The organism is Exiguobacterium oxidotolerans JCM 12280 (genome assembly GCF_000702625.1).
Taxonomy (GTDB): Bacteria; Bacillota; Bacilli; order Exiguobacteriales; family Exiguobacteriaceae; genus Exiguobacterium_A; species Exiguobacterium_A oxidotolerans.
Genome location: NZ_JNIS01000001.1, coordinates 2,050,001 through 2,071,640 on the forward strand (window position 1 = coordinate 2,050,001; position 21,640 = coordinate 2,071,640).

The 21,640-nt window shown below is 50.6% G+C and carries 18 protein-coding genes, 2 rRNA genes and 1 riboswitch (1 of these 21 only partly in view); all 20 genes read left to right on the forward strand.

All coding sequences use genetic code 11. The features are described 5' to 3' along the window. A 23S ribosomal RNA gene (locus tag P403_RS0110415) occupies positions 1–2,527 on the forward strand (it extends 388 nt beyond the left edge of the window). A gap of 47 nt (positions 2,528–2,574) precedes the next feature. Next, a 5S ribosomal RNA gene (rrf, locus tag P403_RS0110420) occupies positions 2,575–2,690 on the forward strand. A gap of 118 nt (positions 2,691–2,808) precedes the next feature. Further along, positions 2,809–3,009 carry an NETI motif-containing protein gene (locus P403_RS0110425; protein ID WP_029332581.1) on the forward strand — a complete coding sequence of 67 codons (201 nt, stop codon included), beginning with the start codon at positions 2,809–2,811 and terminating at the stop codon, positions 3,007–3,009. 443 nt (positions 3,010–3,452) lie between these two features. Then, a riboswitch (purine riboswitch) is annotated at positions 3,453–3,554 on the forward strand. 91 nt (positions 3,555–3,645) lie between these two features. Then, the gene (purE, locus tag P403_RS0110430; RefSeq protein WP_029332582.1) at positions 3,646–4,137 is read left to right on the forward strand and encodes a 5-(carboxyamino)imidazole ribonucleotide mutase; all 492 of its coding nucleotides are present in this window, start codon (positions 3,646–3,648) and stop codon (positions 4,135–4,137) included. Continuing rightward, positions 4,134–5,237, forward strand: a complete 1,104-nt coding sequence (gene purK, locus P403_RS0110435; RefSeq protein ID WP_029332583.1) for a 5-(carboxyamino)imidazole ribonucleotide synthase — start codon at positions 4,134–4,136, stop codon at positions 5,235–5,237. The genes purE and purK overlap by 4 nt, the downstream gene beginning before the upstream one ends. Beyond that, the gene (gene purB / locus P403_RS0110440) at positions 5,234–6,529 is read left to right on the forward strand and encodes an adenylosuccinate lyase (protein WP_029332584.1); all 1,296 of its coding nucleotides are present in this window, start codon (positions 5,234–5,236) and stop codon (positions 6,527–6,529) included. Before purK ends, purB begins: the two co-directional genes overlap by 4 nt. A gap of 59 nt (positions 6,530–6,588) precedes the next feature. Continuing rightward, the gene (gene purC / locus P403_RS0110445; protein ID WP_029332585.1) at positions 6,589–7,296 is read left to right on the forward strand and encodes a phosphoribosylaminoimidazolesuccinocarboxamide synthase; all 708 of its coding nucleotides are present in this window, start codon (positions 6,589–6,591) and stop codon (positions 7,294–7,296) included. Next, a complete protein-coding gene (purS, locus tag P403_RS0110450; protein WP_029332586.1) occupies positions 7,293–7,541 on the forward strand; it encodes a phosphoribosylformylglycinamidine synthase subunit PurS in 249 nt (82 codons plus the stop codon). The genes purC and purS overlap by 4 nt, the downstream gene beginning before the upstream one ends. Continuing rightward, on the forward strand, positions 7,538–8,221 hold the full coding sequence (purQ, locus tag P403_RS0110455; RefSeq protein ID WP_029332587.1) for a phosphoribosylformylglycinamidine synthase subunit PurQ: 684 nt from the start codon (positions 7,538–7,540) through the stop codon (positions 8,219–8,221). Before purS ends, purQ begins: the two co-directional genes overlap by 4 nt. Beyond that, positions 8,202–10,421 (forward strand): phosphoribosylformylglycinamidine synthase subunit PurL, encoded by a 2,220-nt coding sequence (purL, locus tag P403_RS0110460; RefSeq protein WP_029332588.1) that lies wholly within the window; start codon positions 8,202–8,204, stop codon positions 10,419–10,421. Before purQ ends, purL begins: the two co-directional genes overlap by 20 nt. Then, entirely contained in the window at positions 10,397–11,806 is a 1,410-nt protein-coding gene (gene purF, locus P403_RS0110465) for an amidophosphoribosyltransferase (protein ID WP_029332589.1), read from the forward strand. The genes purL and purF overlap by 25 nt, the downstream gene beginning before the upstream one ends. 19 nt (positions 11,807–11,825) lie before the next feature. Further along, positions 11,826–12,860 (forward strand): phosphoribosylformylglycinamidine cyclo-ligase, encoded by a 1,035-nt coding sequence (gene purM / locus P403_RS0110470; protein WP_029332590.1) that lies wholly within the window; start codon positions 11,826–11,828, stop codon positions 12,858–12,860. Beyond that, complete coding sequence (purN, locus tag P403_RS0110475; protein ID WP_029332591.1) at positions 12,857–13,432, forward strand: phosphoribosylglycinamide formyltransferase; 576 nt, start codon at positions 12,857–12,859, stop codon at positions 13,430–13,432. Before purM ends, purN begins: the two co-directional genes overlap by 4 nt. Then, positions 13,429–14,949, forward strand: coding sequence for a bifunctional phosphoribosylaminoimidazolecarboxamide formyltransferase/IMP cyclohydrolase (purH, locus tag P403_RS0110480; protein ID WP_029332592.1), 1,521 nt, complete (start codon positions 13,429–13,431; stop codon positions 14,947–14,949). Before purN ends, purH begins: the two co-directional genes overlap by 4 nt. A gap of 15 nt (positions 14,950–14,964) precedes the next feature. Further along, positions 14,965–16,218 carry a phosphoribosylamine--glycine ligase gene (gene purD / locus P403_RS0110485; protein ID WP_029332593.1) on the forward strand — a complete coding sequence of 418 codons (1,254 nt, stop codon included), beginning with the start codon at positions 14,965–14,967 and terminating at the stop codon, positions 16,216–16,218. Between the two features lie 854 nt (positions 16,219–17,072). Further along, positions 17,073–18,812, forward strand: a complete 1,740-nt coding sequence (locus P403_RS0110490; RefSeq protein WP_029332594.1) for an adenine deaminase C-terminal domain-containing protein — start codon at positions 17,073–17,075, stop codon at positions 18,810–18,812. A 68-nt stretch (positions 18,813–18,880) separates the two neighbouring features. After that, positions 18,881–19,195 (forward strand): YerC/YecD family TrpR-related protein, encoded by a 315-nt coding sequence (locus P403_RS0110495; RefSeq protein ID WP_029332595.1) that lies wholly within the window; start codon positions 18,881–18,883, stop codon positions 19,193–19,195. 39 nt (positions 19,196–19,234) lie between these two features. Then, positions 19,235–20,614, forward strand: a complete 1,380-nt coding sequence (locus P403_RS0110500; RefSeq protein ID WP_029332596.1) for a TrkH family potassium uptake protein — start codon at positions 19,235–19,237, stop codon at positions 20,612–20,614. Between the two features lie 12 nt (positions 20,615–20,626). Further along, positions 20,627–20,851: a hypothetical protein gene (locus tag P403_RS0110505; protein WP_029332597.1), complete on the forward strand. Its 225-nt coding sequence runs from the start codon at positions 20,627–20,629 to the stop codon at positions 20,849–20,851. Between the two features lie 77 nt (positions 20,852–20,928). Beyond that, on the forward strand, positions 20,929–21,612 hold the full coding sequence (pcrB, locus tag P403_RS0110510; RefSeq protein WP_029332598.1) for a heptaprenylglyceryl phosphate synthase: 684 nt from the start codon (positions 20,929–20,931) through the stop codon (positions 21,610–21,612). Positions 21,613–21,640: the final 28 nt, after the last annotated feature.

Below are 21,640 nucleotides of genomic sequence, written 5' to 3' on the forward strand. Positions count from 1 at the left end.
AAACTGTTTTCCCTCCAGAGTGGATCCTGAGTACGGCGGGACACGTGAAACCCCGTCGGAATCCGGGAGGACCATCTCCCAAGGCTAAATACTCCCTAGTGACCGATAGTGAACCAGTACCGTGAGGGAAAGGTGAAAAGCACCCCGGAAGGGGAGTGAAATAGATCCTGAAACCGTATGCCTACAAGTAGTCAGAGCCCGTTAATGGGTGATGGCGTGCCTTTTGTAGAATGAACCGGCGAGTTACGATAGCGCGCGAGGTTAAGCTGATGAGGCGGAGCCGTAGCGAAAGCGAGTCTGAATAGGGCGCCATAGTGCGTTGTCGTAGACCCGAAACCAGGTGATCTACCCATGTCCAGGATGAAGGTCAGGTAACACTGACTGGAGGTCCGAACCCACGCACGTTGAAAAGTGCGGGGATGAGGTGTGGGTAGCGGTGAAATGCCAATCGAACCTGGAGATAGCTGGTTCTCCCCGAAATAGCTTTAGGGCTAGCCTCGAGGTTGAGAGTTCCGGAGGTAGAGCACTGATTGGACTAGGGGCCCCCACAGGGTTACCGAATTCAGTTAAACTCCGAATGCCGGCAACTTATACTCGGGAGTCAGACTGCGAGTGATAAGATCCGTAGTCAAGAGGGAAACAGCCCAGACCGCCAGCTAAGGTCCCAAAGTGTATGTTAAGTGGAAAAGGATGTGGCGCTGCCTAGACAGCTAGGATGTTGGCTTAGAAGCAGCCACCATTCAAAGAGTGCGTAATAGCTCACTAGTCGAGTGGCGCCGCGCCGAAAATGTAACGGGGCTAAACATACCACCGAAGCTGCGGATTCCGTAAGGAATGGTAGGGGAGCGTTCCAAACCGCTGTGAAGCTGTACCGTAAGGAGCAGTGGAGCGTTTGGAAGTGAGAATGCCGGTGTGAGTAGCGAAAAGAGGGGTGAGAATCCCCTCCGTCGAAAGCCCAAGGTTTCCTGAGGAAGGCTCGTCCGCTCAGGGTTAGTCTGGACCTAAGCCGAGGCCGAAAGGCGTAGGCGATGGATAACAGGTTGATATTCCTGTACCACCGATCCACCGTTTGAACAATGGGGGGACGCAGGAGGATAGTGACGCATGCGGATGGAAGTGCATGTGTAAGTTTCGAGATCGTCTGATTGGCAAATCCGTCAGGCACCAAGATCGAGGAACGACGCGGAGTCCCCTAGGGACGAAGGTCACGATTTCACACTGCCAAGAAAAGCCTCTAGTGAGGTGGAAGGTGCCAGTACCGTAAACCGACACAGGTAGGCGGGATGAGAATTCTAAGACGCGCGGGATAACTCTCGTTAAGGAACTCGGCAAAATGGTCCCGTAACTTCGGGAGAAGGGACGCTCTACATGAGTAGAGCCGCAGTGAATAGGCCCAAACGACTGTTTAGCAAAAACACAGGTCTCTGCTAAATCGCAAGATGACGTATAGGGGCTGACGCCTGCCCGGTGCTGGAAGGTTAAGGGGATGGGTTAGCGCAAGCGAAGCTTTGAACCGAAGCCCCAGTAAACGGCGGCCGTAACTATAACGGTCCTAAGGTAGCGAAATTCCTTGTCGGGTAAGTTCCGACCCGCACGAAAGGCGTAACGATTTGGGCACTGTCTCAACGAGAGACCCGGTGAAATCATAGTACCTGTGAAGATGCAGGTTACCCGCGACAGGACGGAAAGACCCCATGGAGCTTTACTACAGCCTGATATTGAGGCTTTGTGCATGATGTACAGGATAGGCGGGAGACGTCGAGACCGGAGCGCCAGCTTCGGAGGAGTCACCCTTGGGATACCGCCCTTCATGCATAGAGTCTCTAACTCGCAGCCGTAATCCGGCTGGAGGACCGTGTCAGGCGGGTAGTTTGACTGGGGCGGTCGCCTCCTAAACAGTAACGGAGGCGCCCAAAGGTTCCCTCAGAATGGTTGGAAATCATTCGTAGAGCGCAAAGGCAGAAGGGAGCTTGACTGCGAGACCTACAAGTCGAGCAGGGACGAAAGTCGGGCTTAGTGATCCGGTGGTTCCGCATGGAAGGGCCATCGCTCAACGGATAAAAGCTACCCTGGGGATAACAGGCTGATCTCCCCCAAGAGTCCACATCGACGGGGAGGTTTGGCACCTCGATGTCGGCTCATCGCATCCTGGGGCTGGAGTAGGTCCCAAGGGTTGGGCTGTTCGCCCATTAAAGCGGTACGCGAGCTGGGTTCAGAACGTCGTGAGACAGTTCGGTCCCTATCCGTCGTGGGCGCAGGAAATTTGAGGAGAGCTGTCCTTAGTACGAGAGGACCGGGATGGACGCACCGCTGGTGTACCAGTTGTTCCGCCAGGAGCATCGCTGGGTAGCTACGTGCGGACGGGATAAATGCTGAAAGCATCTAAGCATGAAGCCCCCTCCAAGATGAGATTTCCCTTTGAGTAATCAAGAAAGACCCCTCAGAGACGATGAGGTAGATAGGTCACGGGTGGAAGCATGGTGACATGCGGAGCTGAGTGATACTAATCGGTCGAGGCCTTGTTCTAGCAGATGATTGTTGATGACTTCAGTTTTGAGGGCGCGAGCCCTGTCGTCTGGTGACGATAGCCAAGTGGTCACACCCGTTCCCATGCCGAACACGGAAGTTAAGCACTTGAACGCCGAAAGTAGTTGGGGGCTTCCCCCTGTGAGGATAGGACGTTGCCAGGCAAACGGTGGTTCTGGAGCATACGCTCAAGGGCCGCCGCTTTTTTATGGACTTTTTTTGTATCTTGCGAATTTTTTCAATGATACATGACTTATATAATAAGGAAGGAACGTGACACACATGGCAAAAAAACAAAAACTTCGAGTGGCTGTTGAAGAGAATGAAACAATCAGCGACTGCCTCGATCGGATTGATGCCATGGGTTATCGTCCGACTGTTCGACGTGAAGAACCGATTTTTGGATTAGATGCGAATGAAGAACCTTATCCGATTCGCCAACAGATCATTTTTGACTGTAAAGCGAAAACAGAATCTGACTGATTTCTTTAGACGCTCGCCTCCGGATTATTTGTCTCTGACAGAGGTACGTAGCTCAAGATATGTATCAGAACGTCACGACCGAGAAGAACAGGTATAGAAGACGCCGATGACTCCGTATGAAAAACGGGGTCATCGGCGTTTTTGCTTACAAAAATGAACCGTCCGTTCCTCAAATAGAGGTTAGAGCAACGTCTGAGTCAGCCGTGGATCGGTCAATCATCCCAGTTCAGCAAACTATATTTTTTAACTACAGGCTAAGGTGAAGTTCACGCAACCGTGATACTTTGCCTTTTTTTGTACAATCAATAGCAAAAATTCCGAATGCAATTAAAAAATGCATGAGCTAATTGTATATAAAGACGAACAATAAATTTTCAGATAATTAAATTGTTCGCCTTTGGTTGACGGATGCTTCCTTGTCTTGTTAAGATGAAGGCGTGATAGGAAGATTGAATATAACACCTCGTATAATAGCAGGGATATGGCTTGCAAGTTTCTACCCGACGACCCTAAATCGTTGGACTATGGGGTATATGGATGTTCGTCGATCGTTCTTTGGCGTACCTTTTTATACCCTAAGCCACCCTTTTAGTCGTGGTTTGGGCTTTTTTTATGCAAAAAGAGGAGGAGACGAAGATGAGTAATGTGGAAATCGGCGTTATTATGGGAAGCCAGTCTGACTGGTCAACAATGAAAGCGACATGTGATGTACTCGATCAGCTGAACATTCGGTACGAAAAGAAAGTGGTCTCGGCCCACCGAACACCGGACTTAATGTTCCGTTACGCAGAAACAGCGCGCGAACGAGGACTGAAGCTCATTGTTGCAGGAGCGGGTGGGGCAGCCCACTTGCCAGGAATGGTGGCAGCGAAAACAACACTCCCCGTCATCGGGGTTCCGATTAAAAGCAAAGCTCTTCAAGGGATTGATTCCTTACTCTCGATCGTCCAGATGCCGGGTGGTGTGCCTGTCGCTACGGTTGCAATCGGTGAGGCGGGGGCAAAGAACGCCGGATTACTGGCAGCACAAATTCTTGGAACAGTGGACGAGCGGGTTGCGCGAGCACTCGACCATATGCGCGTCGAACTAGAAGGACAAGTCATCGCTTCCGAGGTGCATCTGACATGAAGAAGATTGGCATCTTAGGTGGCGGTCAGCTCGGACGGATGATGGCATTATCGGCACGCGAAATGGGATATGAACTCCTGACACTCGATCCGACGGAAAATGCACCGTGCGCGCAAATCACGGATCAGCAAATCGTCGCAGACTTCACGGATGTTGAAGCAGCAAAGCGTCTAGCGCAAGAATCAGATGTCGTCACGTACGAATTCGAGAACATCTCGCACGAAGTCGCGATGGCAATCGGTGATAAGCTGGTCCACGGGACAGAGTTGTTGTTTCAGACGCAACACCGGATCCGGGAAAAAGAGATGATTGAACGACATGGTTATCAGGTCGCACCGTATCATGCTGTCCATACCGTTGCAGACTTGAAAGAAGCAAGTGAACGATTAGGATTACCTTTCGTCCTGAAGACGGCTCGCTTCGGTTATGACGGAAAAGGGCAGACGGTCATTCGGACAACAGCTGATTTAACAGGTGCCATTGAAACGTTCGAACCAACCGAATACGTCGCTGAAAAATGGTTGCCGTTTGATCAAGAAATTTCCGTCATCGTCACACGGAGCGAACGGGAAACGCGTGTCTTTCCAGTCAGCGAAAACATTCACCGGGACAACATACTCCATTTGTCGATCGTTCCGGCCCGCATTTCAAGTGAGCTGTCACAACAGGCAATTGATTTGGCAACGAACATTGCTGAAGCAGTCGGCTTGATTGGGACGCTCGCGATCGAACTCTTTGTTGTCGGTTCAGAAATCATCGTCAATGAACTGGCGCCACGCCCACATAACTCGGGGCACTATTCCATCGATGCGTGTGAGACGTCACAGTTCGAACAGCACATCCGTGCCATCTGTGGGCTCCCGCTCGGTGATACCCGCCTGACGACACCGGTCGTCATGGCGAACATCCTAGGTCAACATGTCACAGCATTATCCGAGGAACAACATACATTATCGGCACGGACGAAAGTCCACTTATATGGAAAGCAGGAAGCGAAGACAGGACGGAAGATGGGGCATTTGAACATCTTAGCGGATTCAGTCGAAGAAGCCTTAGCCGAAGTCGAGCGCCTGCAAATCTGGAAGGAGACGGTTAGATGATCGAACGGTATACACGACCTGAGATGAAAGCGATTTGGACAGAACAGAATAAATTTGAGGCTTGGTTGAAAGTCGAAATCTTAGCCTGTGAAGCGTGGAGTGAGCTTGGTGTCATTCCAAAAGAAGATGTGAAACTCCTTTGGGACAATGCCTCGTTTGATGTCAACCGCATCAATGAAATCGAGCAAGAAACACGCCATGACGTCATCGCCTTTACACGCGCTGTATCGGAGACGCTTGGTGAAGAACGTAAATGGGTCCATTACGGACTGACGTCAACGGATGTCGTCGATACGGCACTCTCGTATCTGTTGAAGCAAGCAAACGATATTCTCGCAGCGGATCTTGACCGCTTCATCGAGATCTTAAAAGTCAAAGCGAACGAACATAAATACACGGTCATGATGGGACGGACGCACGGTGTCCACGCCGAACCGACGACATTCGGTCTGAAGCTTGCCTTGTGGTACGAAGAGATGAAACGGAACAAAGTCCGCTTCGACGCTGCACGTGAGACCGTCGAATACGGAAAAATGTCAGGTGCGGTCGGAACGTTTGCGAACATCGACCCGTTCATCGAAAAATATGTCTGTGAGAAGCTTGGCACGAAACCGGCTCCGGTCTCGACGCAAACCCTGCAGCGTGATCGTCATGCCCATTACATGTCGACTATCGCGTTAATCGCAACATCGATTGAGAAGATGGCGACGGAAATTCGTGGTCTTCAAAAAACCGAAACGCGGGAAGTCGAAGAATTTTTCGCGAAAGGTCAAAAAGGATCATCCGCGATGCCACATAAACGTAACCCGATCGGTTCAGAAAACATGACAGGGCTTGCCCGAGTCATTCGTGGACACATGGTGACGGCTTACGAAAACGTCTCGCTTTGGCACGAACGGGACATTTCCCATTCGTCTGCGGAGCGGATCATTCTGCCGGACGCAACCGGTTTACTCAACTATATGTTGAACCGGTTCGGTAACATCGTCAAAAACTTGACGGTCTTCCCGGAAAACATGAAACGCAACATGGACCGGACATTTGGTGTCATCTTCTCCGGACACGTCTTACTCGCTTTGATTGAAAAAGGCTGGTCGCGTGAAGCCGCGTACGACTTCGTCCAACCACGGGCGATGCAAGCATGGGAAGAACAAATCATGTTCCGTGACTTGTTATGGCAGGAACAAGAGATTCAACAACTCTTTACAGAAGCAGAACTCGATGCTTGTTTTGATCCGACGTATCATACGAGCCGGGTCGATGAAATTTTTGAACGGTGTGGCTTGAACTAATCAACCTGAGACGGGGCATTGTCCCCGTCTACATCTTAGGATCTTGGGGGACGAAAGCAATGCAACCACTTTATGAAGGTAAGGCTAAACGATTATACACGACGCAGGAGCAGGACGTGCTCCGCATCGTCTACAAGGACGAAGCGACAGCATTTAATGGAGAGAAAAAAGCAGAGTTTGCAGGTAAAGGTGAACTGAACAACCGCTTGACGAGTCACTTCTTTGAAGTACTTGAAGCGGCCGATATTCCGACCCATTTCATTGAACGCATTTCCGAGCGCGAACAGCTCGTACGCCGTGTCACCATCATTCCACTCGAAGTCGTCGTCCGCAATGTCGTCGCCGGAAGCCTCAGCAAACGGCTTGGGATTGAAGAAGGAACGGTGCTCGAAACACCAATCGTTGAGTTTTATTATAAAGATGATAGCTTAGGCGATCCGCTCGTCACCCGTGCACACATCAATTTACTGAAGATTGCGACTACGGAAGAGCTCGATTTACTTGAACAAGAAGCGAACCGCGTCAATGCCGTCTTACGTCCGTACTTTGACGAAAAGGGAATCACGCTCGTCGATTTCAAACTCGAATACGGCAAAACACCGACCGGCGAAATTCTGCTGGCTGACGAAATTTCACCGGATACATGCCGTCTGTGGGATAAAGAAACGGGAGAGCACCTCGATAAAGATGTCTTCCGTCGCAACATCGGATCACTCATCGACACGTACCAAACACTATTCAATCGCCTAGGGGGAAACACACAATGAAAAAAGTCATCGTATCGATCGCATTACGGGAAAGCATTTTAGATCCACAAGGAGTCGCTGTCAAAGGTGGTCTTGCGCAACTCGGTTTTATGGGTGTCGAAGAAGTCCGGATCGGAAAACGAATCGAACTGCTCGTCTCGGATGAAACGACGGACACGATGATTCATGACATGTGCCAAAAGCTCCTCGTCAACACGGTGATGGAAGACTATCGTTTTGAAGTAGAAGAGGTGACGACGGCATGAAGTTCGCGGTCATCGTCTTTCCAGGATCGAACTGTGATTTAGATATGTACCACGCCGTTAAGGATGCGCTCGGTGAGGAAGCGGACTATGTCTTCCATACCGAAACGTCACTTGAAGGATACGATGGTGTCCTGCTTCCGGGCGGTTTCTCATACGGAGACTATCTCCGCTGCGGCGCAATCGCCCAGTTTTCACCAATCATGGAGGAAGTGAAACGATTTGCAGCAGAAGGGAAAACCGTTCTTGGTGTCTGTAACGGCTTCCAGATTCTTGTCGAAGCGGGTCTTCTCCCGGGCGTCTTACACCGCAATACCGGACTGAAGTTCATGTGCCGGACAGTCGAACTGAAGGTCGAAAATCACCAGACACGTTTCACGTCAGATTATGCACCAGGCGAAACGATTTCGATTCCAATCGCCCACGGGGAAGGAAACTACTACTGTGACGACGCCACGTACGCGATGTTGCAGACGAATCAACAGATTGCCTTCACATACGTCGACAATCCGAACGGATCGCGCGGCGATATCGCAGGGATTACGAATAAAGCAGGAAATGTGCTCGGGATGATGCCACACCCGGAGCGTGCTGTCGAAATGCTGACAGGCGGAACAGATGGACTTAAGTTATTCACTTCACTCGTCAAACAGGGGGCCCACCATGTTAAAACAACAGTCTGAACCAACGATTGAGCAAATTCAGGAGCAACGGATTTATGCGACGATGGGACTTAGCGACGCGGAGTACCAGATGGTCGTCGACTTACTCGGCCGTCAACCGAACTATACGGAAACAGGACTCTTCTCCGTCATGTGGTCAGAACACTGTTCGTACAAAACATCAAAACCGGTCTTACGTCAGTTTCCGACGACCGGTCCCCGCGTCTTGCAAGGACCAGGTGAAGGCGCAGGTGTCGTCGATATCGGTGATGATCAAGCGGTCGTCTTTAAGATTGAAAGTCATAATCACCCGTCAGCCGTCGAACCGTACCAAGGGGCAGCAACGGGTGTCGGTGGGATTATCCGCGATATCTTTTCAATGGGAGCCCGTCCTGTCGCGTTGATGAACTCGCTTCGTTTCGGACATCTCGGGACACCACGCGTCAATCAGTTGTTTGAACAAGTCGTCGCCGGGATTGCCGGATACGGCAACTGCGTCGGGATTCCGACGATTGGTGGAGAAGTCGGTTTCGACCGTTCGTATGAAGGAAACCCACTCGTCAATGCGATGTGTATCGGCTTGATCAACCACAAAGATATTCAAAAAGGTCTTGCGAAAGGTGCCGGGAACTCGGTCATGTACGTCGGTGCGGCAACCGGGCGTGACGGCATCCATGGTGCGACCTTTGCTTCAGAGGATCTCGGGGAGGATACGGAAGCAAAACGTCCGGCTGTTCAAGTCGGTGACCCATTCATGGAGAAGTTATTGATTGAAGCCTGTCTCGAAATCGTCGGCCATCCGGCACTCGTCGGGATGCAGGACATGGGCGCAGCCGGATTGACCTCGTCGTCAGCCGAAATGGCGTCGAAAGCCGGTATGGGGATTGAAATGCACCTTGATGATGTCCCGCAACGTGAAACAGGCATGACTGCTTACGAAATGATGTTATCGGAATCGCAGGAACGGATGTTGCTCGTCGTCGAGCGCGGACGGGAAGCGGAAATCGAAGCGATCGTCAGCAAATGGGGCTTACATGCCGTTCATGTCGGCGAAGTCATCGAAGAAAAGGTCCTTCGTCTTGTCCAGCACGGAACGATCGTCGCTGAAGTACCGGTCGATGCCCTTGCGGAAGAAGCACCAGTCTATCAGAAGCCATCGCGCGTTCCGGCCTACTACGAAGAGTTCCAGGCGATGGAAGAGACATTACCGGTCGTCGAGGATGTCGTCGAAACGTGGCGTGCCTTACTCAAACAACCGACGATCGCGTCAAAACGTTGGGTCTACGATCAGTACGATCATATGGTTCAAACGTCAACCGTCGTTGCACCGGGTTCCGATGCAGCCGTCATTCGTGTCCGTGGCACGAACAAAGCGCTCGCGATGACGACCGACTGTAACAGCCGTTTCGTTTACCTCGATCCGTTCGTCGGTGGTCAGATCGCCGTCGCCGAAGCCGCGCGCAACATCGTCGCAAGCGGAGCAACACCACTTGCGATCACGGATTGCCTGAACTTCGGGAATCCGGATAAACCGGAAGGCTTCTGGCAACTCGAACAAGCGACGGCCGGAATGGCTGAAGCCTGCCGTGTGCTTGAGACACCGGTCATCGGTGGAAACGTTTCGCTCTACAACGAATCAGCCGGTAAAGCCGTCCACCCGACGCCGGTCGTCGGAATGGTCGGGTTACATGATCAGACCGACTGGATCACGACACAACACGTCAAGCAAGCAGGTGACGCAATCTACGTGCTCGGTGAGACGTTACCGGAGTTCGGCGGCAGTGAACTCCAATACATGCAATTCGAAAAATCATTCGGGAAAGCACCACGCATCGATTTGAACGTCGAACAAACCCGTTTACGGGCCTTACAATCAGCCGTTCAGGCAGGGCTCGTCACAGCCATCCATGATGTCGCGGAAGGTGGACTTGCCGTCGCCTTGGCAGAAATGACATTCGGAACGACGCTCGGTCTCGACGTGACGTTTGAAGGACCGGCGTTACATCTCTTCAGTGAATCACAATCCCGGTTCGTCGTATCGGTGAAACCGGAGCACGAGGCAGCTTTCGTCGAACAGACAGGTGCTGAAAAACTAGGTCACGTCACAGCAGAGGATTCGATTCAAATACAGACAACGGACACACTCATCGAAGCAACACGTTCAACACTGCAAGCCGACTGGGAAGGGGCGATCGCGTGTTATATGACATCAAAGGATTAAATGAAGAGTGTGGGGTATTCGGGATTTTCGGACAACCGGAAGCGGCACAACTTGCGTATTATGGTCTCCACAGTCTGCAACACCGGGGGCAGGAGGGCGCAGGAATCGTCGCGAGCGACGGCAACCTGCTTCTCCCGCACCGGGGACAAGGACTTGTGACGGAAGTTTTTTCACAAGCGACACTCGATTCGTTAGCCGGACAGCATGCGATCGGGCACGTCCGTTACTCGACAGCTGGTGGCAACACGCTCGAGAACACACAACCGCTTCACTTCAAATCACGGACGGGTGACTTGGCACTTGCCCATAACGGGAATCTCGTCAATGCCGATTCGTTAAAACATTTACTTGAGGCGGAAGGGGCGATTTTCCAGACGACAAGCGATACGGAAGTCGTCGCCCACCTCGTCAAACGGAGTAAATTACCGACACTCGAAGACCGGATTGCCGACAGTCTGGCCCGACTTGTCGGGGCATTCGCCTTTCTTTTCTTGACGGAAGATACGTTGTACGTCGCCGTCGATCCACACGGTCTGCGCCCGTTATCACTCGGAAAAACACCGGATGGCGGCATCGTCTTTTCATCGGAGACGTGTGCCTTTGATATCGTCGGGGCCGAGTTCATTCGTGACATCGAGCCGGGGGAGCTCGTGACGATCACGACGTCCGGTATGTCATCACGCCAATATATGGAACCGCATGAGCGGGCGATGTGTTCGATGGAATACATCTACTTTTCCCGTCCCGATTCGATGATTGATGGGGTCAATGTCCACACGGCACGAAAAGCACTTGGCAAAAAGATGTTCGAAGAAGCACCGGTCGAGGCTGATGTCGTCACGGGTGTTCCGGACTCAAGTATCTCCGCTGCGATTGGTTATGCGGAAGCGAGCGGCATTCCCTACGAAATGGGATTGATCAAAAACCGTTACGTCGGACGGACGTTTATCCAGCCGTCGCAAGAACTCCGGGAGCGCGGCGTCAAAATGAAGTTGTCGGCACTCCGTGGTGTCGTCAACGGCAAACGGGTCATCATGGTGGATGATTCGATCGTACGCGGGACGACAAGCCGTCGCATCGTGGGTCTATTACGCGAAGCGGGAGCGACGGAAGTTCATGTCCGTATCACGGCGCCACCGATTACGAATCCGTGTTATTACGGCATCGATACGTCGTCAAAAGACGAATTGATTTCCGCCCGATTGACACCAAGTGAGATTTGCCAAGAAATCGGTGCTGACTCACTAGAGTTTCTGACAGTCAACGGAATGGTCAATGCGATTGACCGTCCGTTTGATGGTCCGTTGAAAGGACAATGTACGGCCTGCTTCACAGGCGAATATCCGACACCAATCGGTGCACTTGAACTAGAAGCCAAACTTTGAATAGATGGGGGAACAAAGCATGAGTAAACAATACGAAGCAGCAGGTGTTAGCCTGACCGCAGGGTACGAATCCGTATCCCGGATGAAAAAACACGTCGCCCGTTCGATGCGGAAGGAAGTCATGACGGGACTCGGAAGTTTCGGTGCAATGTTCGACCTCAGTCAATTGAATTTAAAAGAACCGGTGCTCGTCAGCGGGACAGATGGTGTTGGAACGAAGTTAAAACTTGCCTTCGCCCTCGACCAACACGATACAATCGGGATTGATTGTGTCGCGATGTGTGTCAATGACATCATCGTCCAGGGTGCAGAACCGCTCTATTTCCTCGATTATATCGCGCTCGGCAAAGCCATTCCGGCGAAAATCGAACGGATTGTCGCCGGTGTCGCCGAAGGCTGTGTCCAGTCCGGCTGTACGTTAATTGGTGGCGAGACGGCAGAGATGCCAGGGATGTATGCAGACGGTGAGTATGATATTGCCGGTTTTGCCGTCGGTGCCGTCGAAAAGCAGAAATTGATTACTGGTGAAGGCGTTACACCCGGTGATGTCATTTTAGGGCTCGCGTCGTCAGGGGTTCACTCGAATGGATTTTCACTCGTCCGGAAAATCGTCGAAGAGAGTGGTCTCCGCTATGAAGATGAATTGATGATGTTCGGCAGTACGATCGGCAATACGTTACTGATGCCGACCCGGATTTACGTCGAAGCGGTCAAAGCAGCACTCGAGACAGAAAAGATTGAAGCGATGGTCCATATCACGGGTGGCGGTTTTTACGAAAACGTTCCACGTGTCCTCCCGGAAGGATGCGGCGCGACGTTTGATCCGAAAAAGTGGCCGACGTTACCGGTCTTCGATTGGCTTGAACAAGCTGGAAACGTGCCGCGTCACGATATGTACAATGTCTTCAACATGGGTATCGGCTACATGATGATCGTCAAACCGGAAGATGTTGATGCCGTCACGGCACGCCTTGCCCGTGAAAATGAAACGGTCTACACGATCGGGACAGTGACGGATGAACCGGGCGTCCGGATTTTAGGAGTCGACCAATGAGACTTGCCTGTTTTGCTTCCGGAAGCGGGAGTAATGTTGAAGCGTTATTTGAAGCGATTGAGGAAGGACGTTTACAGGCGACGATTGAACTTGTCGTCTGCGATCAAAAAGAGGCGCTCGTCATCGAGCGGGCACGAAGACGTGGTTGTGACGTCTTTGTCTTCACAGCCAAGGACTATCCCGATAAACCGTCTTTTGAACGCGAAATCGTCGCCGAACTAGAGCGGCGAGACGTGGAACGGATTATCCTAGCCGGATATATGCGGTTGATTGGAGACGTCCTGCTGTCACATTATGCCGGACGAATCGTCAACATCCATCCGTCGCTACTCCCGGCATTTCCAGGAAAAGATGCGATTGGGCAAGCATTTCGTGGCGGAGTTAAAATCACAGGTGTTACAATTCATATAGTCGATGAAGGGATGGATACGGGACCAATCATGGCACAGGAAGCGGTCCGTATCACTGAGGATATGACGCGGGAAACGCTACAGAAAGCGATTCAGCAAGTCGAGCACAGATTGTATCCGCAAGTCATCGAAGAGTGGATTAAAGAGGGGGCAAATGTATGAGAGCGTTAATTAGTGTATCGGATAAAACAGGAATCGTAGAACTGGGACAAGCCTTTCACGAAGCAGGGATTGAACTTGTATCGACAGGCGGGACCCATCAAGCACTTGAGGCAGCAGGACTTCCGGTCATCGGTATCAGTGAAGTCACACAATTCCCGGAGATGCTTGACGGTCGTGTGAAAACGTTACATCCAATGGTCCATGGAGGTTTACTTGGACGTCGTGATTTAGAGACGCACCGCGAACAAATGGCAGAGCAACACATCAAACCAATCGATTTCGTTGTCGTCAATCTGTATCCATTTAAGGAAACGGTTATGAAAGAGGACGTTCCTTACGCAGACGCAATTGAAAACATCGATATCGGTGGACCGAGCATGATTCGTTCTGCTGCGAAAAACCATGCAGCCGTGACGGTTGTCGTTGATCCAGCCGATTACAGCGAAATCATCAACGAAATCAACCTCGGTGGAACGACGTTTGAAACACGCCAAAAATTAGCAGCGAAAGCCTTCCGTCATACGGCAGCCTACGACGCTTTGATTGCGGACTACTTCTTGACACAAACGGGAGAAAAATTCCCGGATCAATTAACGATTACGCTCGAGAAGGTACAAGACTTACGCTATGGAGAAAATCCGCATCAGGAAGCGGCGTTTTATAAAACACCAATCTATCGTGGGGCGTCTCTTGCATCAGCGAACCAACTGCACGGAAAAGAATTGTCATACAACAATATTCAAGATGCCAATGCCGCACTTGAAATCCTTGATGAGTTCCGCGAAGCAGCAGCCGTCGTCGTCAAACACATGAACCCGTGTGGCGTCGCTGTCGGTCCGACAATCGACGAAGCCTTCCGCCGGGCGCATGCAGCGGACCCAGTCTCGATCTTTGGCGGCATCGTCGCTCTGAACCGTGAAGTCGATCTCGCGACAGCGGAGCAGCTCAGTGGCATCTTCCTTGAAATCATCATCGCCCCATCGTTTACGACAGAAGCGTTCGAGCTGTTGGCAGCGAAAAAAAACCTACGTTTGCTTGAACTGGATGTCAAACGTGTCCAAGCGATTCGCTATACAGCCGTCGCTGGCGGTATGCTTGTCCAAGATAGCGACGATGAGACATTAGATGATGCAGCAGCACGTGTCGTCACGGATCGTAAACCAACAGCAGCCGAATGGGAAGACTTGAAGCTCGCATGGCGTGCTGTCAAACACGTCAAGTCAAACGCGATTGTTTTGGCGAAAGATGAAGTGACGGTCGGTGTCGGTGCAGGGCAGATGAACCGTGTCGGATCGGCGAACATCGCCATCACACAAGCAGGTGACAAAGCGAAGGGAGCATCTCTTGCGTCAGACGCCTTCTTCCCGATGCGTGATACGGTCGAAGCCGCGGCAGCAGCCGGGATTACGGCAATCATCCAACCGGGTGGTTCGATTCGTGATCAAGAATCGATCGATGCGTGTAATGAACACGGCGTCACGATGATCTTTACGAATGTCCGTCATTTCAAACACTGAGTGGAGGCGACTTGCATGAAGGTATTAGTAATCGGAAAAGGCGGGCGTGAACACGCGCTCGTCTGGAAGCTAGCACAAGATGAACGAGTCAAAACGATTTATGCCGCGCCGGGAAATGTCGGGATGACAGAAGCAACATGTGTCCCGATTCGGGAAGATGCCATCAGTGAGCTTGTCCAATTTGCTAAAGACGAACAGATTGATTGGACGATTGTCGGACCAGAGGGCCCACTTGTCCTCGGTGTCGTCAATGCCTTCGAAGCAGCGGGTCTCAAGATTTTTGGTCCTTCGCGTGAAGCGGCAGCACTTGAAGGAAGTAAGCAGTTCGCGAAAGGCTTGATGGAACGGGCAGGGATTCCGACGGCAGCATTCGCTGTCTTTACGTCGGCAGAAGAAGCGAAAGCGTATGTCTCCCGTCAAGGGGCACCGATCGTCATCAAAGCAGATGGTCTCGCAGCGGGTAAAGGCGTTACAGTAGCGACGACGCTTGATGAAGCAGTTCGCGCAATTGAAGAAATTTTCAATGGTGACTTCGGTGACCAAAGTAGTGTCGTCATCGAAGAATGTCTCGTCGGAGAAGAGTGTTCCTTGATGGCATTCGTCCATGAAGAGACCGTCATCCCGATGGTCTTGTCGCAAGATCATAAACGCGCCTTCGATGGTGATGCCGGACCGAATACCGGTGGAATGGGGGCTTACAGCCCGTTGCCTCAATTCGATGAACAAGCCGTCACGGATGAAGCGATGACACGGATTTTACGTCCACTCGTCGAGCAGATGGCAAGCGAAGGGATTCCCTTTACAGGATTCTTATATGCCGGTCTGATGTTGACGAACCGCGGACCGTCCGTCATCGAGTTTAATGCGCGGTTCGGGGACCCGGAAACTGAAGTCATCTTACCGCGTCTCGAAACACCCTTACTCGATGTCATCATCCCGCTCACGGCAGGCGAGGAGCCTGAAGTCCTGTGGTCCGATGCTGCGACGGTCGGTGTTGTCATCGCGGCAGACGGCTATCCGGAACGACCGCAGACAGGACAACCGATTGATCTTACGTCAATCGATTCGAATGTTTTAGTCTTTCATGCTGGGACGACAGAAAAAGACGATACACTCGTCTCAGCCGGAGGGCGTGTCCTCGTCTGTGTCAGTCAAGCCGCAACGATGGAAGCGGCAGTCGCTGATATTTATCAAGGGTTAGCTTCGTTTGATCAAACCGGGTTCTTTTACCGGACGGATATTGCGAAAAAGGCGTTTCGGACAACATGAATTTAAAGGAAACTGTTATGTAAAAAGCCAAGCGATTTCGCTTGGCTTTTTTTTGAAAGAAGGGTTTTGACAAAAGATTCTTCCTTCTCGCGCTTTCCTCGGGCGAGGCGCGAGCCGTTGCTCCTTGATTCTACGAACAAGTAGCAGGGTCTCGCCTGCCTCTGACAGCGCGAACCGCGCTTTTTCCCGCAGGAGTCACGAGAAGCGAAACTTTTGTCAGGACGCCGTTTTTTGAATGAGATTTCTTTTTAAACAGCATAGTTTTTTGAGAGGGTGTTTTTGACAAAAGATTCTTCCTTCTCGTGCTTTCCTCGGGTGATGCGCGAGCCGTTGCTCCTTGATTCTACGAACAAGTAGCAGGGTCTCGCCTGCCTCTGACAGCGCGAACCGCGCTTTTTCCCGTAGGAGTCACGAGAAGCGAAACTTTTGTCAGGGTGCCGTTTTTTGAATACTGTTCTAAAAAACAGCTGTGTCAGGACGCGACTTCCGACTTGAATCGCTTCTTAGCGAAAAGCAATCAAGAGCGACCCTGCAGCGTAGCGAAGCGGCGCGAAGGATTGCCGCTAGAAGACGATTCGAGAAGGAGAGGAGCGGCGGACATGACAAGAATCAAGAATCCGTTTGATTCGTATACAGCCTGAATTAACTGGAAGGACATGATGATTTGAGAAGGAGAAGAGCAGACGTTCAACCGAAGGAACAAGCGAAAGTTGATTGTCTTCCTTGACAGTTTTGTGTTATTTTGTCGAAATAGGTCGGATATACATGAAATTACCTTGAAACTTTTTTGATAACATTTTAGTATAAGAAGTATAAGAAAGCGTTTTCAGAAAATAAAAGGAGGTCGAGCTTTCGTGAAAAAGAATTGTGGAAGGTCCCCTTGGACGAAAACTGAAGTACGTGGTCACCAAGCGGTCATAAGCGGACAGCTTGCACCTACACTCGTACTTGAAAATGCGACGTACTTAAATCATGGGTTGAAAGCATGGCGCACGGCGAATATCTGGGTTAGCGGAGACCGGATTATCTATGTCGGACCGGATATGCCGGACCAAGCGGACGAGGTCTACGATGCAACAGGGAAATTCATCGTACCAGGTTATATTGAACCGCATGCCCATCCTTTCCAACTCTATAATCCGGCGACGCTCGCGAAGTTTGCTGCGGAGCGTGGAACGACGACACTCGTCAATGATAATATGCTCCTTTTGTTAGAGCCCGTCGAGCAAGCGTTTGCACAAGTTGAAGCGTTAGCGGATCTTCCGACATCGATGTATTGGTGGGCACGACTCGACGCACAGACGGAACTTGATGCGGATAGCATCTCGATTGACAACAAGCGGATTCAAGCCTGGCTCAAACACCCCCAAGTCATTCAGGCGGGAGAATTGACAGGGTGGCCCCGTCTGTCACAAGGCGATGATGAGTTACTTCAATGGATGCAGGACGCGATGAAGCTCGGAAAACCGATTGAAGGGCATTTCCCGGGAGCATCTGCGAAAACCCTGACAAAGATGGCACTTTATGGCGTAACGAGTGACCATGAGGCGATGACGGTCGAGGAAGCATTGACGCGTCTTGAATTAGGATACACGACGACGATTCGTTACTCATCGATTCGTCCTGATTTACCGGACATTTTTGCAGGACTTGTCGAAGCCGGATTACAAAATTATGAAAAGGTCCTCGTGACGACAGATGGTTCGACACCGTCCTTCTATAAGTCTGGTTTGATGGACGAGACGGTCCGCTTGATGCTTGCTGCGGGAATTCCGGCAGAAGAAGCGTACCGGATTGCCTCGTACAATGCAGCACGTCACTTTAATCTTGATCATCTCCTGGGAAGTATCGCACCGGGACGGATTGCCCACTTAAATATTTTAGAAGCGATCGATCAACCGACACCCGTCGATGTCCTAGCACGCGGGACGTGGGTCCGGCGCGACGATATTCCGTGCTACCCCGTTGAAGCACTCGATCAAGCGATGGACTTAATGCAAAAGTCTGAAGTCAGCGTCTCATTGACGGATCAAGATTTTTCATTCAGCATGCCGGTTGGTCTTGAGATGGTTAACTCGGTCATCATGAAATTGTATCAAGTCGAACATGATACGAGTGTTCCTGTCTTACCTGCCGATTGCAATGAGTCGTTTTTAATGTTACTTGATCGGCAAGGGAAATGGCGCCTTAATACGGTTTTGAAAAACTTTGCGACGAACGTCGGGGGGATGGTCAGTTCCTATTCAATCAGTGGTGATATCTTGATGATCGGGAAATCGAAACAAGATATGCAGGTGGCGTTTGAACGGATGAAAGCATTCGGTGGGGGAATTGTTCTCGTCGAAGACGGGGAAGTGATTGCCGAGATTCCGTTGACGTTGATGGGACAGACTTCTAATTTGCCGCTTGAAGACTTAATCGTTCAGGAAACAGCATTGCGTGAAGCGTTGTTCGCACGGGGGTACCAATTCGAAGATCCGATTTATACGTTATTATTCCTTGCATCGACGCACTTACCGTATGTCCGCATCACGCCGCAAGGCATCTACGAAGTCCTTCGGAAAAAAGTTCTTTTCCCAGCGATTTTACGCTGATGCTTGAAATTTAAAACGTCGCGCTTTAAACTATTAAAGAGTGATTGAATGGGAAAGGAAGTTACAAGATGCAACTCGATAAATTACGAGGGAAAGAACTCGACCAATTATTTACGGCCATCATGAAGATGGATTCATTAGAAGATTGCTATACTTTATTTGAAGATTTAGCGACGGTCAACGAGATTCAAGCGCTTGCGCAACGTCTCGAAGTGGCACGTCAACTACGTGAAGGAAACACATATCATAAAATCGAGAAGGCGACCGGGGCGTCGACGGCGACGATTTCACGTGTGAAACGTTGTTTGAACTATGGCTCTGGTGGTTACGATTTAGCGTTAGCACGTTTAGGTTTGAAAGAAGAAACAGTAGCGGATAACTAATCGGTTATCCGCTGCTTTGATGAAGGAGGACGAACCTGGATGGATTTAGCGTTTCAACAAAAGATTCAGCATTTCATTCGAAAACTGACGCCGATCCAGTCGCTCGTCATCATCTATTTCGTTGCTGTCATCATTGCAATCATTTTATTAGGACTACCGTGGTCGACCCGTGGAGACTATGACTGGGATTTTACAGACTTGGTGTTCATGGCAGTTAGCTGTGTCAGTGTGACCGGATTGACGACCGTTTCCGTCTCCGATACGTTTACGACGTTCGGATATTTTATGATCATGATTTTGGTGCAAGTAAGTGGAATTGGCTTGATGTCGCTCCATATCGCGATGTGGGTCATCTTGGGGAAGCGAATCGGTTTTCGAGAACGGCAACTCGTCGTTCGTGATCAAAACCAGACGACGATGCAAGGGGTCGTCAAATATATCCGTGAAGTCATCTTAATCATTCTTTCCATTGAGTTGATCGGTGCACTCATTTTAGGCCTTTATTATACGAAATACTTTCCGACAATCGGTGAAGCGATGTTACAAGGTGTCTTCGGTTCAGTCAGTGCGACGACGAATGCAGGGTTCGATATCACAGGAGAGTCGCTTCTTCCGTTTCGAGGAGACTTATTTGTCGTCTTTATGCAAATCGTCTTATTGACACTCGGTGCGATTGGCTTCCCTGTACTTGTTGAAGTGCGACGATACTTTGCCTACCGGGCAACACGTCAATCGACACGACAACCGTATCACTTTTCGTTATTTACGAAACTGACAGCCTCGACGTTTTTCATCCTCGTCCTGTTCGGGACAGGCAGTCTGTTGCTATTTGAATGGAACCAGTCCTTTAAAGGATTACCAATTGATGAAAAAATTGTCGATGCGCTATTCCAGTCGGTTACGACACGAAATGGTGGATTGACGACGGTCGACATTACGACATTTTCACAAGCTTCCGTCTTCGTCTTATCCATTTTAATGTTCATCGGCGCTTCTCCATCATCCGTCGGTGGGGGAATCAGGACAACGACGTTTGCTGTTGCATTACTTAGTGTTGTCGCCTTCATCCGTGGAGAATATGGAATTAAGATTTTCGGACGTGAAATTGACCAATCAGACATTTGGAAATCGTTCGTCGTCATTGTCGTTTCGACGGGAGTGACGATCATCGGATTGATTGTCTTGCTCATGGTTGAGGATGCACCATTCCTTGTGCTGTTCTTTGAAGCATGTTCTGCGTTCGGAACGACCGGGTTATCGCTCGGAATCACGAGTGAGTTATCGGATGTCGGAAAATGGACATTATCGATTTTAATGTTCATCGGACGAATCCGTGTCATCTCGTTTGTCTTACTCTTAAAAGCGAATCAGCCAAAACGAAAATACAATTATCCGAAGGAATCCGTCATTATCGGTTAAGGAGATGATTGCATGAATCGTGCATTTTGGATTAATTTTGGTTACATCTTTGCTGTTCCGGCGTTGCCATTTCTGGCAATCGTCAATGGACGGGCACTCTGCTCGCCTGAATCATCGTTACTCGACGTCCCGGTGCTCGGTTTTTTTCTCGCTGAGCCATGGGCATTCGCCGTCCTTTACGGATTTTTAGCGCTCGGACTCGCAGCACTCTTAACGAAACGACGCGTAACGACTTGACCTATCTCGCCCTGCGCGAGATGGGTTTTTGTTTTATACTAATTAGAGATGAACAAGATAGGAAGGATGGGACGAACGTGTTACTACCGTATGATGAATGGCGGCATGTCTTTAAATTAGATCCAGCAAAAGAAATCGAGGAAACGACGCTCGCAGCGATCGCGACTTCCGGAACGGATGCGATCATCGTCGGCGGAACCGATGATATTACGCTGGATGCGACACTTGATTTACTGATGCGTCTGCGAAGATACCCGGTCGCGGTCGCCCTCGAAATTTCTGAACTCGAAGCGGCGACGATGGGGTTTGATACGTATTTGACTCCGAGCGTCTTAAATAGTGGTACGCTAGAATATCTGGTCGAAAAACAGGTCGAGGCCTTACAGGAAGTCGGGCACATGCTGGCCCATGCCGATTTAGTCGGAGAAGGCTACATCGTCTTGAATCCGGATGCGAAGGTCGCGCACGTCACAAAAGCAAAAGTATTACAGGACGAAGAAGTCGTCGCCTACGCCCAACTCGCGGACAGTGTGTTCCGTCTGCCGATCGTCTATCTTGAGTACAGCGGCGTCTATGGCAATCCGGAAGTCGTCGCAGGCGTCAAGGACGTCGTCCGGCAGGCGCGGCTGTTTTATGGGGGCGGAATCGATTCCGTCGAGCGGGCTCGGGAAATGTTCCGGTATGCTGATACGATTGTCGTCGGAAATATCATTTATGAGGATTTAAAAGCAGCACTTGCGACAGTAGAAGCAACGCGATAAAATATAAGAACAAAAGTTCGGAAAAAAG

Excerpts from the sequence above, each read along its gene's own strand:
- purL (WP_029332588.1), top strand. The coding sequence starts at position 8,202 with ATGTTAAAACAACAGTCTGAACCAACGATTGAGCAAATTCAGGAGCAA.
- purQ (WP_029332587.1), top strand. The coding sequence starts at position 7,538 with ATGAAGTTCGCGGTCATCGTCTTTCCAGGATCGAACTGTGATTTAGAT.
- purK (WP_029332583.1), top strand. The coding sequence starts at position 4,134 with ATGAAGAAGATTGGCATCTTAGGTGGCGGTCAGCTCGGACGGATGATG.
- P403_RS0110495 (WP_029332595.1), top strand. The coding sequence starts at position 18,881 with ATGCAACTCGATAAATTACGAGGGAAAGAACTCGACCAATTATTTACG.
- purB (WP_029332584.1), top strand. The coding sequence starts at position 5,234 with ATGATCGAACGGTATACACGACCTGAGATGAAAGCGATTTGGACAGAA.
- purC (WP_029332585.1), top strand. The coding sequence starts at position 6,589 with ATGCAACCACTTTATGAAGGTAAGGCTAAACGATTATACACGACGCAG.
- P403_RS0110500 (WP_029332596.1), top strand. The coding sequence starts at position 19,235 with ATGGATTTAGCGTTTCAACAAAAGATTCAGCATTTCATTCGAAAACTG.
- purM (WP_029332590.1), top strand. The coding sequence starts at position 11,826 with ATGAGTAAACAATACGAAGCAGCAGGTGTTAGCCTGACCGCAGGGTAC.
- purE (WP_029332582.1), top strand. The coding sequence starts at position 3,646 with ATGAGTAATGTGGAAATCGGCGTTATTATGGGAAGCCAGTCTGACTGG.
- purN (WP_029332591.1), top strand. The coding sequence starts at position 12,857 with ATGAGACTTGCCTGTTTTGCTTCCGGAAGCGGGAGTAATGTTGAAGCG.
- P403_RS0110425 (WP_029332581.1), top strand. The coding sequence starts at position 2,809 with ATGGCAAAAAAACAAAAACTTCGAGTGGCTGTTGAAGAGAATGAAACA.
- purH (WP_029332592.1), top strand. The coding sequence starts at position 13,429 with ATGAGAGCGTTAATTAGTGTATCGGATAAAACAGGAATCGTAGAACTG.
- P403_RS0110505 (WP_029332597.1), top strand. The coding sequence starts at position 20,627 with ATGAATCGTGCATTTTGGATTAATTTTGGTTACATCTTTGCTGTTCCG.
- purS (WP_029332586.1), top strand. The coding sequence starts at position 7,293 with ATGAAAAAAGTCATCGTATCGATCGCATTACGGGAAAGCATTTTAGAT.
- purD (WP_029332593.1), top strand. The coding sequence starts at position 14,965 with ATGAAGGTATTAGTAATCGGAAAAGGCGGGCGTGAACACGCGCTCGTC.